Below are 15,440 nucleotides of genomic sequence, written 5' to 3'. Positions count from 1 at the left end.
GTAGACCGGCGCAGCGTGTGCCGGCCTACGGGGCAGGTGATGCTAAAAGTGACTAGACGTCCAGCAGCAGGCGCGTTGGATCTTCCAGCAGCTCTTTAATAGCAACCAGGAAGCCCACGGACTCGCGGCCGTCGATCAGGCGGTGATCGTAAGAGAGCGCCAGGTACATCATCGGCAGGATCTCTACTTTACCGTCTACCGCCATCGGGCGATCTTTAATGGCGTGCATACCCAGGATCGCGCTCTGCGGCGGGTTAATGATCGGGGTAGACATCAGCGAGCCGAATACGCCGCCGTTGGTAATGGTGAAGTTACCGCCGGTCAGGTCGTCTACGGTCAGCTTGCCGTCGCGGCCTTTAACAGCCAGCTCTTTAATGTTTTTCTCGATGTCAGCCATACCCAGGGTATCCACATCACGCAGTACCGGGGTCACCAGGCCGCGTGGGGTAGAAACCGCCATGCTGACGTCGAAGTAGTTGTGGTAAACCACGTCATCGCCATCGATGGACGCGTTCACTTCCGGGTAGCGTTTCAGCGCTTCAACCACCGCCTTCACGTAGAAGGACATAAAGCCAAGACGGATACCGTGACGTTTTTCAAACGCGTCACCGTACTGCTTACGCAGGTCCATGATTGGCTTCATGTTGACTTCGTTGAAGGTGGTCAGCATCGCGGTAGAGTTTTTCGCTTCCAGCAGACGCTCGGCCACGCGCTTACGCAGGCGCGTCATCGGTACGCGTTTTTCGCTGCGAGCACCCAGAGCAGGCTGAGCTGCCGGTGCCGCCGCAGGGGCTTTCGCTTCTGCCTGAGCTGGCGCTTTCGCCAGGTGTTTGTCGATGTCTTCGCGCGTCAGACGACCGCCCACACCGGTGCCTTTGATGGCTTCCGGGTCAAGGCTGTGTTCAGCCAGCAGGCGACGGATCGCCGGGCTGAGGGCGTCGTTAGACTGTTCTTCCAGAGAAGCCTGCTGGCGCTGAGCCGGCGTAGAGGCTTTCTCTTCAGACTTGGCGCTGGACTCTTTGCCCGCGCTGTTGCCTTCACGCAGGCGACCCAGGATCTGACGAGAGGTAACGGTGGTGCCTTCATCTTCCAGCACCGCGTCCAGAACGCCATCCGCCGAAGCCGGTACTTCCAGTACCACTTTGTCAGTTTCGATTTCTACCAGCACTTCATCGCGCTTAACGGCATCGCCTGGTTTTTTGTGCCAGGTAGCGACGGTCGCATCTGCTACGGATTCAGGCAGGTCGGGAACAAGAATATCTACGCTACTCATTTTGTATCCTTTAATTAATCGACGTTCAGCGCGTCATTGACCAGATCTTGTTGCTGCTTCTGGTGAACGGACATATACCCTACCGCCGGAGAGGCGGAGGCCGGGCGACCTGCATAGCGCAGGGCTGACCCAAATGGAATCACTTCACGGAAATGATGCTGGCTGCAGTACCATGCGCCCTGGTTGAGCGGCTCTTCCTGGCACCAGACAAAATCATGTACGTGAGCGTACTGTTTCAGCACTTCCTGCATCGCCTGATGCGGGAACGGATAAAGCTGTTCGATACGCACGATGGCGACATCTTTCTGATCGTTCTTACGGCGCTGTTCCAGCAGGTCGTAATAAACCTTACCAGAACACATCACCACACGCTTCACGGCCTGCGGATCCAGCTCGTCAATTTCACCGATGGCCGGCAGGAAGGTGCCGTTCGCCAGCTCTTCCAGGCTGGAGACCGCCAGCGGATGACGCAGCAGGGATTTCGGCGACATCACCACCAGCGGACGGCGCATACCGCGCAGCGCCTGACGACGCAGCATGTGGTAGACCTGAGCCGGGGTGGACGGCACGCAGACCTGCATGTTCTGCTCGGCGCAGAGCTGCAGATAACGTTCCAGACGCGCGGAGGAGTGCTCCGGACCCTGGCCTTCATAACCGTGCGGCAGGAGCATCACCAGGCCACACATGCGGCCCCACTTCTGCTCGCCGGAGGAGATGAACTGGTCGATAACCACCTGCGCACCGTTGGCGAAGTCACCGAACTGCGCTTCCCAGATGGTCAGGGTGCGCGGTTCGGCGGTGGCGTAGCCGTATTCGAATGCCAGAACCGCTTCTTCAGACAGCACGGAGTCCCAGACCTTGAACTGGCCCTGACCGTTATGCACGTGCTGCAGCGGGGTGTAGGTTGAACCGTTAGACTGGTTGTGAACCACCGCGTGACGGTGGAAGAAGGTGCCGCGGCCCGCATCTTCACCGGACAGACGAACAGGAATACCTTCGTCAACCAGCGTTGCGTAAGCCAGCGTTTCCGCGCCGCCCCAGTCGAACAGCTTCTCGCCTGCCGCCATGGACTGACGGTCAGCGTAGATTTTCGCCACGCGTGACTGCATTTCGATGGCGTCCGGCACGGTGCTGATGCGCTTAGCCAGCTCCTGCAGGCGCTTCATCTCAACCTTGTTCGGGTAGCTCTCATCCCACTCGTGGTTGAGGTACGGCGACCAGGTAAAGGAGTGCATGTTCATCGGGCGCAGCTCTTTCACCACGCATTCACCCGCGTCCAGCGCGTCGCGGTAGAGGTTGACCATTTCGGTCGCATCTTCCAGCGTCGCCACTTTGTCGCTTTCCAGCTTGTCAGCATAGATTTTGCGCGGCGTCGGGTGTTTTTTGATCTTCTGGTACATCAGCGGCTGGGTTGCACTTGGCTCATCCGCTTCGTTGTGGCCGTGACGGCGATAGCAGAAGAGGTCAATGAACACATCGCGTTTGAAGGTGTTACGGAAGTCCAGCGCCAGACGGGTAACGAACGCAACGGCTTCAGGGTCATCCGCGTTAACGTGGAAGATCGGCGCCTGCACCATCTTACCGATGTCGGTGCAGTATGGCGTAGAACGCGCGTCCAGCGGGTTAGAGGTGGTGAAGCCCACCTGGTTGTTGATCACGATGCGAACGGTACCGCCCACTTCGTAACCACGCGCTTTCGACATGTTCAGGGTTTCCTGAACCACGCCCTGCCCTGTGACCGCCGCATCGCCGTGGATGGTGATTGGCAGCACTTTGTTGCTGCTCGGCTCGTCCAGACGATCCAGACGCGCGCGCACGGAGCCGATAACCACCGGGCTGACGATTTCCAGGTGCGACGGGTTAAACGCCAGCGCCAGGTGAACCAGACCGCCTTCGGTTTCGATATCCGACGAGAAGCCCATGTGGTACTTCACGTCGCCGGTGCCGAGGTGTTCTTTATGTTTGCCCGCGAATTCGTCGAACAGGTCCTGCGGTTTTTTACCCAGCACGTTGACCAGCACGTTCAGACGACCACGGTGCGCCATGCCGAGCACCACTTCACGGGTGCCGCTCTTGCCTGCATGGCGAATCAGCTCTTTCAGCATCGGCACCAGCGCGTCGCCGCCTTCCAGCGAGAAGCGTTTTGCGCCCGGGAACTTCGCGCCCAGATAGCGCTCAAGCCCTTCCGCTGCGGTCAGTTCGTTAAGGAAGCGTTTTTTCTCGTCAGCCGAGAAGGTCGCGTGGCCCGCTACGGATTCGATGCGCTGCTGGATCCAGCGTTTCTCTTCGGTAGAGGTAATGTGCATATATTCCGCGCCGATGGAGCCGCAGTAGGTTTGCTTGAGCGCGTCGATCAGGTCGCCCAGCTTCATCGTGTCTTTGCCGATGGCAAAAGAACCTACGTTAAAGCTTTCCTGGAAATCGGCCTCGGTCAGATCGTGATACGCCGGATCGAGATCGGCCACACGTTCCTGCTGCCACAGTCCCAGCGGATCGAGATTCGCATGCTGGTGACCGCGGAAGCGATAAGCGTTGATAAGCTGCAGGACTTTAACCTGCTTCGCATTGGTGTCAGGGTCGGAAATCGCAGAAGAGTAACGTGAGGCATCCTTCGCCAGACGACGGAAATAATCACGTGTTTTGGAATGGAATTGATCCGGTTTGACCCCTGTACCAGGCAACTGCTGGAACATGGAACGCCAGTTTGCGTCCACTGAGTCAGGATCGGTTAAGAAGTCTTCATAGAGCTGTTCTATCCAGCTCTGGTTGGCACCAGAGAGGTAAGAAGAGTCCAGCCAGGCTTTCATTGCGCCGTTCTGCATCGTGATCCCTTAAGCATTTTTATGCTTACTTTCGCCGTAGAAACTACCACGCACACCGCGTGTACGTGCCGGGGTTCACCTGCGAGCTCTTTGTGGCCCGCGAAGGAACCTTTAGAAACTGTCTTAAGGGTTTCCCCTCACCCCGACCCTCTCCCACGGGGAGAGGGGGAAGGTCGTCGGCAGTTTTTAAAGATTTCCTGCAATCTGTTCCCTCTCCCTTTGGGAGAGGGTTAGGGTGAGGGGAACAGCACTCCCCTCTCACTACTTACGCACTGCGCTGCAGCAGCATCGACTTAATATGGCCGATGGCGCGCGTCGGGTTCAGCCCCTTCGGACACACACTGACGCAGTTCATGATGCTATGGCAGCGGAATACGCTGAAAGCGTCACTCAGCCCTTCCAGACGGCTGTCGGTTTCGGTGTCGCGGCTATCGATCAGGAAGCGATAGGCAGCCAGCAGACCGGCCGGGCCGATAAACTTGTCCGGGTTCCACCAGAACGACGGGCAGGACGTTGAACAACATGCACAGAGAATACATTCGTACAACCCATCGAGTTTTTCACGCTGCTCAGGAGACTGTAAGTGCTCGCGAGCGGGTGGATTTTGCCCATTATTCAATAAGTAAGGCTTAATCTTCTCATATTGTGCATAGAATTGCCCCATGTCTACCACCAAATCACGCACGACCGGCAGGCCTGGCAGAGGACGGATAACAATTTTCTGGCCGGGACGCTGCAGCGCTGAAATTGGCGTGATGCAGGCCAGGCCATTTTTGCCGTTCATGTTCACGCCGTCAGAGCCACACACCCCTTCACGGCAGGAGCGGCGGAACGACAGTGTCGGATCTTTTTCTTTCAGCTGGATTAAGGCATCCAGCAGCATCATGTCGCGACCTTCTTCCGCTTCCAGGGTGTAGTCCTGCATGCGCGGAGCATCGTCTACATCCGGGTTATAACGATAAACTGAGAATTCGAGTTTCATTATCCTGTCTCCGCATTAGTAAGTACGAATCTTCGGCGGGAACGCCGGACGCAGTTTCGGTTCCATGTTGACGTTACGACGCGTCATGGTTTCCGACTCTGGCAGATACAGGGAATGGCACAGCCAGTTTTCATCGTCACGCTCCGGGAAGTCGAAGCGGCTATGCGCGCCACGGCTTTCGGTACGGAAGTTTGCCGACATCGCGGTCGCGAAGGCGGTTTCCATCAGGTTATCCAGCTCCAGGCACTCAACGCGCTGAGTGTTGAACTCGCTGGAGGTATCGTCCAGACGGGCATTTTTCAGACGCTCGCGGATCGCCTTCAGCTGCTCAAGCCCTTTGGCCATCGCGTCGCCTTCGCGGAATACCGAGAAGTTGTGCTGCATGCACTCCTGCAGCGCCTTACGGATTTCCACCGGATCTTCGCCGTTACGGTTACCGTTCCAGCGGTTGAGGCGCTCAAGAGAGGCATCAATTTCGTCGTCGGTGGCGTCACGCAGCGCGCCCTGCTCGGCAATGGACTCCTGCAGGTGCAGACCCACCGCGCGACCAAACACCACCAGGTCCAGCAGGGAGTTGCCGCCCAGACGGTTGGCGCCGTGTACGGATACGCAGGCAATTTCGCCTACCGCGAACAGGCCCGGGATAACCACGTCTTCACCCTGCTCGTTCACGGTCAGCGCCTGACCGGTCACTTTGGTCGGAATACCGCCCATCATGTAGTGGCAGGTTGGGATAACCGGAATCGGCTCTTTCACCGGATCGACGTGGGCGAAGGTGCGGGACAGCTCCAGAATGCCCGGCAGACGGGATTCCAGCACCTCTTTACCCAGATGGTCGAGCTTCAGCTTCGCGTGTGGACCCCATGGGCCGTCGCAGCCGCGGCCTTCACGGATTTCGATCATGATGGAACGCGCCACCACGTCACGACCCGCCAGGTCTTTCGCATTCGGGGCATAACGCTCCATGAAGCGCTCGCCGTGTTTGTTCAGCAGGTAGCCACCTTCACCGCGGCAGCCTTCCGTCACCAGAACGCCCGCACCGGCGATACCGGTTGGGTGGAACTGCCACATCTCCATATCCTGCACCGGCACGCCGGCGCGGATAGCCATACCGACGCCGTCACCGGTGTTGATGTGGGCGTTGGTGGTGGACTGGTAAATACGGCCTGCGCCGCCGGTCGCCAGCACGGTCGCGCGGGCTTTGAAGTAAACCACTTCACCGGTTTCGATGCACAGTGCGGTACAGCCAACGATCGCACCATCGGCGTTTTTCACCAGATCCAGCGCATACCACTCGGAGAAGATGGTGGTGTGGTTTTTCAGGTTCTGCTGATACAGGGTGTGCAGCAGCGCGTGACCGGTACGGTCAGCTGCCGCTGCGGTACGAGCCGCCTGCTCGCCGCCGAAGTTTTTCGACTGGCCGCCAAACGGACGCTGATAGATGGTGCCATTTTCCAGACGGGAGAACGGCAGACCCATATGGTCCAGCTCCAGAATCGCTTCCGGGCCGGTTTTACACATATATTCGATGGCATCCTGGTCGCCGATGTAGTCGGAACCTTTTACCGTATCGTACATGTGCCATTCCCAGTTATCTTCGTGGGAGTTACCCAGCGCAACGGTAATACCGCCCTGCGCAGATACGGTGTGGGAACGGGTCGGGAACACTTTAGAGAGCAGCGCACAGGTCTGGCCGCTCTGGGAAATTTGCAGTGCGGCGCGCATACCTGCGCCACCCGCACCAATCACAACAGCATCAAATTCTCTGACTGGCAGTTTCATTACACACCCCACACCACAACAAATCCATAAATGACGTAAACCACCAGCGCAACAACAATAGCAAGCTGTAGCGGAAGGCGAATCGCCAGCGGTTTAACGTAATCGGTCAACACCTGCCACATGCCGATCCAGGCATGAATAAGGATGGAGAACAGCGCCAGCAGGGTGAACACTTTGGTGAAGGCCGATCCGAAGAAACCACTCCAGATTTCCCACGTCAGCGTGCCGCTGGTCGCGAAGAAACCGATCATGTAGATGATGTAAAGGGTGAGGACGATCGCGGTAGCGCGGACCAGAATGAAGTCATGTACGCCGTTGCGTCCTAATGCGGAGGCGTTGCTTACCATACGAGAACTCCTGCGAGAAGTGAAAGCACGACAGTGATCACAAATGAAATGTTAGCGGTACGTTTTCCGGCCTCGAACGTCTCTTCCAGGTAGCCAAAGTCCATCAGCATATGGCGAACGCCGCCAACGACGTGATAGGCCAGCGCGGTGAGAATGCCCCACATGATGAATTTCACGAAGAAGCTGTTCATGATGGCAGAGGCCTGGAGGAATCCTTCAGGGGAAGAGAGGCTGGTGCCCAGTAACCACAGCAAAATACCGACCGCCACAAACGTAATCACACCAGAAACACGGTGCAGAATGGACGCTATTGCTGTTACGGGGAACCGGATCGTTTTGAGATCCAGATTGACAGGTCTTTGTTTTTTCACATTTCTTATCATGAATAACGCCCACATGCTGTTCTTATTGTTTCCTTCCTCCGGACTGCGATGCGGGTCAAGCAGCGTTCCTTTTCTATAACTGCGCGTCATGCAAAACATTGCTTCCAGATGCTAAAACGACACGTTACAACGCTGGGTGGCTCGGGATTGCAGGGTGTTCCGGAGACCTGGCGGCAGTATAGGCCGTTCACAAAATCATTACAATTAACCTACATACAGTTTGTTGGGTTTTCTCTGGAACAGTGATCAGGGTCACGATAACAACATCTTTTTAATTTTTAATCATCTGATTTGACAAATGTTAAACAATATTGTTACAAACGTCATCAGAAAAGGCATATAATGCGCAAAAGTTATGAGGTCTCTCTTTCACCTGACAAATAGTTATGTAACAGTGTGATGGTATTGACCGAAGTTATCAGGACAGTTATTAGTGATATACAGGTTTGAATAATTCGGACTGCAAAAACGCTGATTTGCTGTTGTTTCACTGATATTTCATTCGTTTACCTGCAAGGCGCCATAGCTCTGTACCCTGGTTACTCCTCGTGAGCTGAGCGGTAAGCCAAATAACAATCTGGTAACGGTGATTAACAGCTGAATGCAAATCCGCTAAAAGCAGTCTTAAGCATAAGGCGCTAAGGAGACCGTAAATGGCTGATACAAAGGCAAAACTCACCCTAAATGGTGATGATGCTATTGAACTGGATGTGCTAAAAGGCACGCTCGGTCAGGATGTTATTGATATCCGTACGCTGGGTTCCAAAGGGGTATTTACCTTTGACCCTGGATTTACCTCTACCGCATCTTGCGAATCCAAAATCACCTACATTGACGGTGACGAAGGTATCCTGCTCCATCGCGGCTTCCCCATCGATCAGTTAGCCACCGAATCCAACTATCTGGAAGTGTGCTACATCCTGCTGAACGGCGAAAAGCCGACCCAGGCGCAGTACGATGAATTCAAAACCACCGTAACCCGTCATACCATGATCCATGAGCAGATTACCCGTCTGTTCCATGCGTTCCGCCGTGACTCTCACCCGATGGCGGTGATGTGCGGGATTACCGGTGCGCTGGCGGCGTTCTACCACGACTCCCTTGACGTGAATAACCCGCGTCACCGTGATATCGCGGCGTTCCGCCTGCTGTCCAAAATGCCGACCATGGCGGCGATGTGCTACAAATACTCCATCGGCCAGCCGTTTGTGTACCCACGTAACGACCTCTCCTACGCCGGTAACTTCCTGCGCATGATGTTCTCTACACCGTGCGAAGAGTACGAAGTGAACCCGGTGCTGGAACGCGCGATGGACCGTATTCTGATCCTGCACGCTGACCACGAACAGAACGCCTCTACCTCGACCGTTCGTACCGCGGGCTCTTCAGGCGCGAACCCGTTCGCCTGTATCGCTGCGGGCATCGCCTCCCTGTGGGGACCGGCGCACGGCGGCGCGAACGAAGCGGCGCTGAAGATGCTGGAAGAGATCAGCACCGTTGAGCACATTCCTGAATTCGTGCGTCGCGCGAAAGACAAGAATGACTCCTTCCGCCTGATGGGCTTCGGTCACCGTGTCTACAAAAACTATGACCCGCGCGCTACCGTGATGCGTGAGACCTGCCACGAAGTGCTGAAAGAGCTGGGTACCAAAGATGACCTGCTGGAAGTGGCGATGGAGCTGGAACACATCGCGCTGAACGACCCGTACTTCATCGAGAAGAAACTCTACCCGAACGTCGATTTCTACTCTGGCATTATTCTGAAAGCGATGGGTATTCCGTCCTCCATGTTCACCGTGATCTTCGCCATGGCGCGTACCGTGGGCTGGATTGCGCACTGGAACGAAATGCACAGCGAAGGCATGAAAATCGCCCGTCCTCGTCAGCTGTACACCGGCTACGAGCAGCGTGATTTTAAGTCTGACATTAAGCGCTAACAGAAATTGGGTGCGGCCTGATGCCCTCACCCCGGCCCTCTCCCACAGGGAGAGGGTGAAAACATTAAAAACGGTAACCTCTGGGTTACCGTTTTTTGTTTTATTTCTGGCAGTGCGGGCACCAGTAAAAGGGTCTTGAGGAGAGCATCATCCTGTCGATAATCCCGCCGCACCGCTCGCACTTCTTCCCCGCCCGATGGAACACCTTGAACCGGAACAGCGCCCCGTGATGTTTGTTCTCATCCACCAGGTCGCGCGTGTTGTACGACAGCCGCGGAATATCCAGCAGCGCGTGAGACAGCGCGTCCAGCTGTTCATCGCTCAGCTGAGAGGCCTTGTGCTGCGGCGCCAGCCCCACTTCCCAAAGGATTTCCACCCGCAGATAGTTGCCTAAGCCAGCCAGGAACGCCTGATCGAGCAATAATCCGGAAAACTGCCGGTTACGGAATTTGGGGGATAACAGACGGGCTTTGACCTCGCTCGCCGTCAGGCGTATGTCCAGCACGTCCGGCCCGACGCGCTGAAGAAACGGATGCGTGAGCAACTGCTCCGGCGTTAACATTTCGATATCAGACGCGCTGTACAGCAGGATCGCCTTATCCGCCGTTTGCAGCCTGACGCGCAGCACGCGGGTGGTTTGCGGCTGTTCACCCGACTCCACCACGCGCCAGACGCCGTAAAGCTGGTTATGGCTATATAACGCCAGGTTATGGGAAAAGTGCGTGAGCAACGCTTTGCCCCGCGTTTCAATGTGGGTCACCGTCTGTCCCACCAGCTGTGATTCAAACGGCTTAAGCTGAGGAAAGGCAAACCAGACATCCGTCAGGGGTTTGCCCTTTATCGCCGCCTCCAGGCTATCCGCCGCGCGGCGGATCTCCGGACCTTCTGGCATGTTATTATCCTTTCATGTTTAATCTGCGCTGACGAGAATGCCCTCTTCAGAGAACGCCGCCCGCAGGCGGCGCGCGAACTGGAGCGCATGCTCGCCGTCGCCGTGTAAGCACACCGTTTCGGCCTGAACGTTTGCGGATGTTCCATCCACGGCGGTCACCCGCCCGAAGCGCACCATCTCCAGCGTCTGCGCCAGCGCTTTGCCTTCATCAGTAATCAGCGCCCCGGCCTGCGTGCGCGGAACCAGGCTGCCGTCCGGCAGGTATCCCCGATCGGCAAAGACTTCCTGCCGCGTCGTCAGCCCCAGCCTCTCTCCGGCGCGAATAAGCTCGCTGCCCGCCAGGCCCACCAGAATCAGCTGCGGATTACAGTCCCGCACCGCGCGGGCAATCGCCTCCGCCAGCGCCGGATCTTTCGCCGCCTGATTGTAGAGCATGCCGTGCGGCTTCACGTGGCGCAGCGCGCCATCCTCAGCGCGCGCTATCACCTCCAGCGCGCCAATCTGGTAGAGCACCTGAGCGTAGACCGTCTCAGGGGGCAGATCCATCGCCGTACGGCCAAAGTTTTCCCGGTCGGGGAAGCTCGGATGAGCGCCTATCGCGACGCCATTTCTAATGGCATTACGCACGCTCTCCAGCATGGTTTGCGCATCGCCCGCGTGAAAGCCGCAGGCGATATTGACCGAGGAGACCAGGGTCATCAGTTCCGCATCGGCGCTGCTGCCCTCACCCAGATCGGCGTTTAAATCAATCTTTACCATCAAGCCTCCACGCCAGCTGTTCGAGATAACGCTGCTGATCCTGCCGCGCCTTTAGCGCTTCCTCCAGCGAACACTGTACGAAATGAATTGGCTGGCCGAGAGGAATTTGCGCCAGATGGTAGCGATCCGCGTCGATAATGCAGGCAATGCGCGGATAACCGCCGGTGGTTTGCGCGTCGTTCATCAGCACGATGGGCTGCCCGTTGCCCGGCACCTGAATCACGCCCGGCAGCAGGCCATGGGAAAGGAGCTCCCGGTCCGTCGTGCGGGTCAGCGGCTGCCCCTGCAAACGGTAGCCCATGCGGTTACTCTGCGGGCTGATCTTCCACGGCGCGCGCCAGAAAGACTCTTTAGAAGCCTCATCAAACTCCTGATATTCCGGGCCCGGCAGGGCCCGGATCACGTTCCCCCACAGCAGCTGTTTTACGCCCTGCGTGGTGGAGAAATGGCGCGCTGACGGCTTAATCGCCAGGCGATCCCCGTCGCGCAGCAGGCGGCCTTCATGGCCGCCGATACCCGCTTTTTGATCGGTACTGGATGAACCCAATATCTCCGGCACGTCAATGCCGCCCGCCACCGCAAGATAGCTCCGCACGCCGTGGAGCGGACGTTTGAGCGTCAAACGCTGCCCGGCCTTCGCCCGCAGGCGCCAGCCGGTCCACACCGCTTTGCCGTCCAGCGTCGCGTCGCAGCCCGCGCCGGTTAAGGCGAACCAGGTCTCCTGACCAAACTCAATCACACACTGACCCAGCGTAATTTCTAGCGCCGCCGTGCTGCCCGGGTTGCCAACCAGCAGGTTAGCAATCTCAAGAGATGGGCGGTCAAGCGCGCCGCAGTAGCTCACGCCGGACTGACGCATGCCAAAGCGTCCGGCGTCCTGAACAGAGGTATAAAGCCCCGCGCGAATAAGCGTTAACATACCCCCTCCTTCTGCGGGATAAAGCGCAGGGTATCACCCGGACGCAGGAGGATCGGCGCCTCCTGCCCCGGTTCAAATAGCGGCATAGAGGTGTGCCCGATAAGCTGCCAGCCGCCCGGTGAGGTAAGCGGATAAATGCCGGTTTGTTCGCCGCCAATCGCCACCGTTCCCGCGGGTACGCTCAGGCGTGGTTCGGCCCGACGCGGGGTATGCAGCCGGGGAGATAATCCGCCCAGATACGGAAAGCCCGGCTGAAAACCCAGAAACCAGACGACGTATTCCACCGAGCTGTGCAGCTCAACAACCTGCTTTTCCGTGAGCCCACAGTGTTCGGCTACCACGCCCAGATCGGGGCCGGCCTTACCGCCATAGACGACCGGGATCTCAATCATCCTCGATTCCGGCTCCAGCGCTTCGCTCTCCTCCCACCAGCGCTGCAGGCGCTCAATCGCATCCAGCGCCCCCGTGTGCGGGTTACGCAACACCACGGTGATATTATTCATACCCGGAATGGCCTCAACGACGCCCGGCATATCGGGCAGACGCTGTGCCAGCCGCCAGATTCGCTTCTGCGTGGCGAGCGTAACCGGCGGTTCAAGTTCCAGTACCACTGCGCTTTCACCCAAAAGATAACAACGCGCTCTCTGCACTCGGGCACCTCTCATCAGGCCGGATTAGGGATATCAATAAAGGTCACATCCAGATCGGTATTTTCCGTCAGCCATTCGCTGAGGGCGCGAATACCGCCGCGCTCGGTAGCGTGGTGGCCTGCCGCGTAAAAATGCAGCCCCTGCTCGCGGGCAGAGTGAACCGTCTGCTCAGAGACTTCACCGGTAATAAACGCATCAACGCCAAAGCGCGCGGCGCTGTCGATAAAGCCCTGACCGCCGCCGGTACACCACGCAACGCGCTTCACGGTATCCGGCCCGGTATCGCCACACCAGAGCGGACGGCGTCCCAGGCGCGCCTCGATCCACGAGGCCAGCTCCAGCCCCGGTACCGGCATCGACAGTTCGCCCCACGGCACCAGCGGCTCGATTTCGCCCATCACGGTAATGCCCAACAGCTGCGCCAGCTGGACGTTGTTGCCCAGCTCAGGATGCGCATCCAGCGGCAGGTGGTAACCGTACAGGTTGATGTCATTCGCCAGCAGCGTTTTGAGGCGGTTGCGCTTCATGCCGCGGATAATCGGCGATTCGTTTTTCCAGAAGTAGCCGTGATGGACAATCACCGCATCGGCTTCCTGACGCACCGCCTCATCCAGCAGCGCCTGGCTTGCCGTCACGCCGGTGATGATTTTCTGCACCGTTTCGCGCCCTTCGACCTGCAGGCCATTCGGGCCGTAGTCGCTGAAGGAGGCGGTATTAAGTTTTTCGTTAATCAGGCGTTCCAGTTCACTGTTTTTCATCATCATTCTCTCAAACTTTTCGTGCGGCCTCGTACGCCGCCAGCGTGGCGACGCGCGCCTGTTTATGGTCAACAATCGGGCGGGGATAATCGAGCTTTACGCCCTGTTTATCCGCCCATGCCCACGGGTCGTGGATCGCTTTTTCAGGAACGTTCCTGAGCGCGGGCAACCAGCGGCGAATAAAGTCGCCGCTGGCATCAAATTTTTGCCCCTGAGTGGTCGGATTAAAAATCCTGAAATAGGGAGCTGCATCGGTGCCGGTAGAGGCCGCCCACTGCCAGCCACCGTTATTCGCAGCCAGATCGCCATCGATCAGCTGAGAAATAAAATAGCGCTCCCCGATTCGCCAGTCGATAAGCAGATCTTTCACCAGGAAGCTCGCGGTAATCATTCTCAGACGATTGTGCATCCACCCAGTTTCATTCAGCTGGCGCATAGCGGCATCAACAATCGGATAGCCCGTCTCCCCTTTTTGCCAGGCCTGTAAAAGCGCCTCATCGTGCTGCCATTTTAGGTTATCGGTCCAGGGAATAAACGGACGATGCTTACAGAGATCGGGATGATACGTCATCAGATGGCGATAGAATTCGCGCCAGATAAGTTCGTTCAGCCACACCGAGCCCGCACCACCGTCCAGCGCCTGCGGCTGTTCGGCCAGAAGACGATGCAAACACTGGCGGGGGGAGAGCACGCCCAGCGCCAGGCAGGCCGATAACCGGCTTGTCCCTTCAATTGCCGGGAAATCCCTGCGCGCGTCGTATTCTCCCGCGCCCTGCTTGCAAAACTGGCGCAGCTTCGCAATAGCGGCCTTCTCACTGGCAGGGAACAGAAGCTCATCAAATGCCCGTTGGGGATAGTTGAACGTTAATTCGGGGAGATCGGTTATCGCCTCTCCTCTGGCGGCGGGCGCGGGTACGCACTCCGGCAGCGCCTCTTTCAGGCGCTTAACAAAAGCATTTTTAAACGGCGTAAACACTTTATACATTTCGTGACCGCCGGTCATCACGCTGCCCGGAGCCAGCATCACGCTGTCATCAAATCCCTCACAAACCACCTCTCCCAGCATTTTCTCCAGCTGGCGGTCCCGCTGCTGTTCGTTAAGTTCGTACTGGTAGTTATAAAAAAGATGCGTGACGCCGTTCTGCTGGCATATCTCCTGCAGCATATGAAGCTGCGCGGTAAAATCACTGACCTCTTTGTAGATCAGCGGAATGCCTTTCTCAGCAAGCGCGCGCTGCAGTTCGTTCAGGTGTGATTTAAGGTAAGCCGCCTGCCGCGGAGCCATATCATGCTGCTGCCACTGTTCAGGCGTGGCGATAAACAGGGCCAGCACATTCGCGTCTTTTGCGCGGCAGGCTGCCGCGAGAGCGATGTTGTCATGTACGCGTAAATCCGCGCGAAACCAAACCAGATGGGTGGGCATAAAACTCCAGGCTATTGTCCATTATGTCCATAAGGGCATGCCGTAAAAGGAAAAAGCATGCATTGAACTACTTTGCCATGAAGTGTAGACGGGATGAAATAAAAAAGGCCGCCTGGGGCGGCCTTAACGCTACTTGTCCTGCGCTGTCGTGGTAAATGTAATAAACACGGTTGGTTCATCACTTTTGACAACGAGTACGCTGGCGACAATGAACGCGATGCAAAAATAGCGTTTCATTATGCGGTCCCTGCTGCTAACCGCTCCACCGTTCACCACCGGTGATAAGTCGGTGGACACAAGCCCGGGTAGGTGGGCTGCTTTACGGCTGAAAATACACCTTTCCCAGGACCGATGCCCATTTGCGAGATGGCGGAAAGGGACGCAGCATCATAATTAACATCCGCTGCAAAGGTAAGATACCCGAATAAAATTAGGAATTTATAAAGGTTTCAAAGGATTGCCATCTGCTTAGAGGAAGGTATGATAAAAATCCCGGGTAGGGGCTGCAAGACC

General features: G+C 57.1%; 13 protein-coding genes. 1 reads left to right on the top strand and 12 read right to left on the bottom strand.

The genetic code is table 11. The features are described 5' to 3' along the window. Nucleotides 1–52: 52 nt before the first annotated feature. The 6 genes from odhB to sdhC all read right to left on the bottom strand — a co-directional run bounded on the left by odhB (nt 53) and on the right by sdhC (nt 7,604). On the bottom strand, nt 53–1,273 hold the full coding sequence (odhB, locus tag UTO39_RS08395; RefSeq protein ID WP_320726941.1) for a 2-oxoglutarate dehydrogenase complex dihydrolipoyllysine-residue succinyltransferase: 1,221 nt from the start codon (nt 1,271–1,273) through the stop codon (nt 53–55). A 14-nt stretch (nt 1,274–1,287) separates the two neighbouring features. Next, nucleotides 1,288–4,095 (bottom strand): 2-oxoglutarate dehydrogenase E1 component, encoded by a 2,808-nt coding sequence (gene sucA / locus UTO39_RS08390; RefSeq protein WP_061098851.1) that lies wholly within the window; start codon nt 4,093–4,095, stop codon nt 1,288–1,290. A 265-nt stretch (nt 4,096–4,360) separates the two neighbouring features. Beyond that, complete coding sequence (gene sdhB, locus UTO39_RS08385; RefSeq protein ID WP_008501090.1) at nt 4,361–5,077, bottom strand: succinate dehydrogenase iron-sulfur subunit SdhB; 717 nt, start codon at nt 5,075–5,077, stop codon at nt 4,361–4,363. A 15-nt stretch (nt 5,078–5,092) separates the two neighbouring features. Continuing rightward, on the bottom strand, nt 5,093–6,859 hold the full coding sequence (sdhA, locus tag UTO39_RS08380) for a succinate dehydrogenase flavoprotein subunit (RefSeq protein WP_059355294.1): 1,767 nt from the start codon (nt 6,857–6,859) through the stop codon (nt 5,093–5,095). Then, on the bottom strand, nt 6,859–7,206 hold the full coding sequence (sdhD, locus tag UTO39_RS08375; RefSeq protein WP_008501088.1) for a succinate dehydrogenase membrane anchor subunit: 348 nt from the start codon (nt 7,204–7,206) through the stop codon (nt 6,859–6,861). Before sdhD ends, sdhA begins: the two co-directional genes overlap by 1 nt. Beyond that, nucleotides 7,200–7,604, bottom strand: a complete 405-nt coding sequence (gene sdhC, locus UTO39_RS08370) for a succinate dehydrogenase cytochrome b556 subunit (protein ID WP_026080740.1) — start codon at nt 7,602–7,604, stop codon at nt 7,200–7,202. The genes sdhD and sdhC overlap by 7 nt, the downstream gene beginning before the upstream one ends. 638 nt (nt 7,605–8,242) lie before the next feature. Here sdhC and UTO39_RS08365 point away from each other — a divergent pair. Beyond that, nucleotides 8,243–9,526 carry a citrate synthase gene (locus tag UTO39_RS08365; RefSeq protein WP_047347070.1) on the top strand — a complete coding sequence of 428 codons (1,284 nt, stop codon included), beginning with the start codon at nt 8,243–8,245 and terminating at the stop codon, nt 9,524–9,526. 100 nt (nt 9,527–9,626) lie between these two features. Here the strand turns inward: UTO39_RS08365 and nei are convergent, their stop codons facing one another. From nei to phrB, 6 genes are read right to left on the bottom strand one after another with little or no spacing between them, the layout of a single operon-like run. Continuing rightward, nucleotides 9,627–10,418 (bottom strand): endonuclease VIII, encoded by a 792-nt coding sequence (gene nei, locus UTO39_RS08360; RefSeq protein ID WP_320726940.1) that lies wholly within the window; start codon nt 10,416–10,418, stop codon nt 9,627–9,629. A gap of 18 nt (nt 10,419–10,436) precedes the next feature. Beyond that, nucleotides 10,437–11,177, bottom strand: a complete 741-nt coding sequence (pxpA, locus tag UTO39_RS08355; protein ID WP_320726939.1) for a 5-oxoprolinase subunit PxpA — start codon at nt 11,175–11,177, stop codon at nt 10,437–10,439. Further along, entirely contained in the window at nt 11,164–12,096 is a 933-nt protein-coding gene (gene pxpC, locus UTO39_RS08350) for a 5-oxoprolinase subunit PxpC (protein WP_061098854.1), read from the bottom strand. Before pxpC ends, pxpA begins: the two co-directional genes overlap by 14 nt. Then, entirely contained in the window at nt 12,090–12,746 is a 657-nt protein-coding gene (gene pxpB, locus UTO39_RS08345) for a 5-oxoprolinase subunit PxpB (protein ID WP_320726938.1), read from the bottom strand. The genes pxpC and pxpB overlap by 7 nt, the downstream gene beginning before the upstream one ends. A 14-nt stretch (nt 12,747–12,760) precedes the next feature. Next, nucleotides 12,761–13,504 carry a type 2 GTP cyclohydrolase I gene (locus tag UTO39_RS08340; RefSeq protein WP_253543474.1) on the bottom strand — a complete coding sequence of 248 codons (744 nt, stop codon included), beginning with the start codon at nt 13,502–13,504 and terminating at the stop codon, nt 12,761–12,763. Nucleotides 13,505–13,514: 10 nt separating this feature from the next. Then, a complete protein-coding gene (gene phrB, locus UTO39_RS08335) occupies nt 13,515–14,927 on the bottom strand; it encodes a deoxyribodipyrimidine photo-lyase (protein WP_061098856.1) in 1,413 nt (470 codons plus the stop codon). Between the last annotated feature and the right edge of the window lie 513 nt (nt 14,928–15,440).

This window comes from Enterobacter sp. 118C5 (assembly GCF_034107645.1).
In the GTDB taxonomy this organism is placed as follows: Bacteria; Pseudomonadota; Gammaproteobacteria; order Enterobacterales; family Enterobacteriaceae; genus Enterobacter; species Enterobacter nematophilus.
Note: the sequence above shows the minus strand (reverse complement) of the source record. Positions and strands in the feature narration are given on the sequence as shown.

Bases quoted from the DNA above. Each gene is read 5' to 3' on its own strand.
- nei (WP_320726940.1), bottom strand. From the start codon at position 10,418: ATGCCAGAAGGTCCGGAGATCCGCCGCGCGGCGGATAGCCTGGAGGCG.
- sucA (WP_061098851.1), bottom strand. From the start codon at position 4,095: ATGCAGAACGGCGCAATGAAAGCCTGGCTGGACTCTTCTTACCTCTCT.
- pxpA (WP_320726939.1), bottom strand. From the start codon at position 11,177: ATGGTAAAGATTGATTTAAACGCCGATCTGGGTGAGGGCAGCAGCGCC.
- UTO39_RS08365 (WP_047347070.1), top strand. From the start codon at position 8,243: ATGGCTGATACAAAGGCAAAACTCACCCTAAATGGTGATGATGCTATT.
- UTO39_RS08340 (WP_253543474.1), bottom strand. From the start codon at position 13,504: ATGAAAAACAGTGAACTGGAACGCCTGATTAACGAAAAACTTAATACC.
- sdhD (WP_008501088.1), bottom strand. From the start codon at position 7,206: ATGGTAAGCAACGCCTCCGCATTAGGACGCAACGGCGTACATGACTTC.
- odhB (WP_320726941.1), bottom strand. From the start codon at position 1,273: ATGAGTAGCGTAGATATTCTTGTTCCCGACCTGCCTGAATCCGTAGCA.
- sdhB (WP_008501090.1), bottom strand. From the start codon at position 5,077: ATGAAACTCGAATTCTCAGTTTATCGTTATAACCCGGATGTAGACGAT.
- sdhC (WP_026080740.1), bottom strand. From the start codon at position 7,604: ATGTGGGCGTTATTCATGATAAGAAATGTGAAAAAACAAAGACCTGTC.
- pxpC (WP_061098854.1), bottom strand. From the start codon at position 12,096: ATGTTAACGCTTATTCGCGCGGGGCTTTATACCTCTGTTCAGGACGCC.
- phrB (WP_061098856.1), bottom strand. From the start codon at position 14,927: ATGCCCACCCATCTGGTTTGGTTTCGCGCGGATTTACGCGTACATGAC.
- sdhA (WP_059355294.1), bottom strand. From the start codon at position 6,859: ATGAAACTGCCAGTCAGAGAATTTGATGCTGTTGTGATTGGTGCGGGT.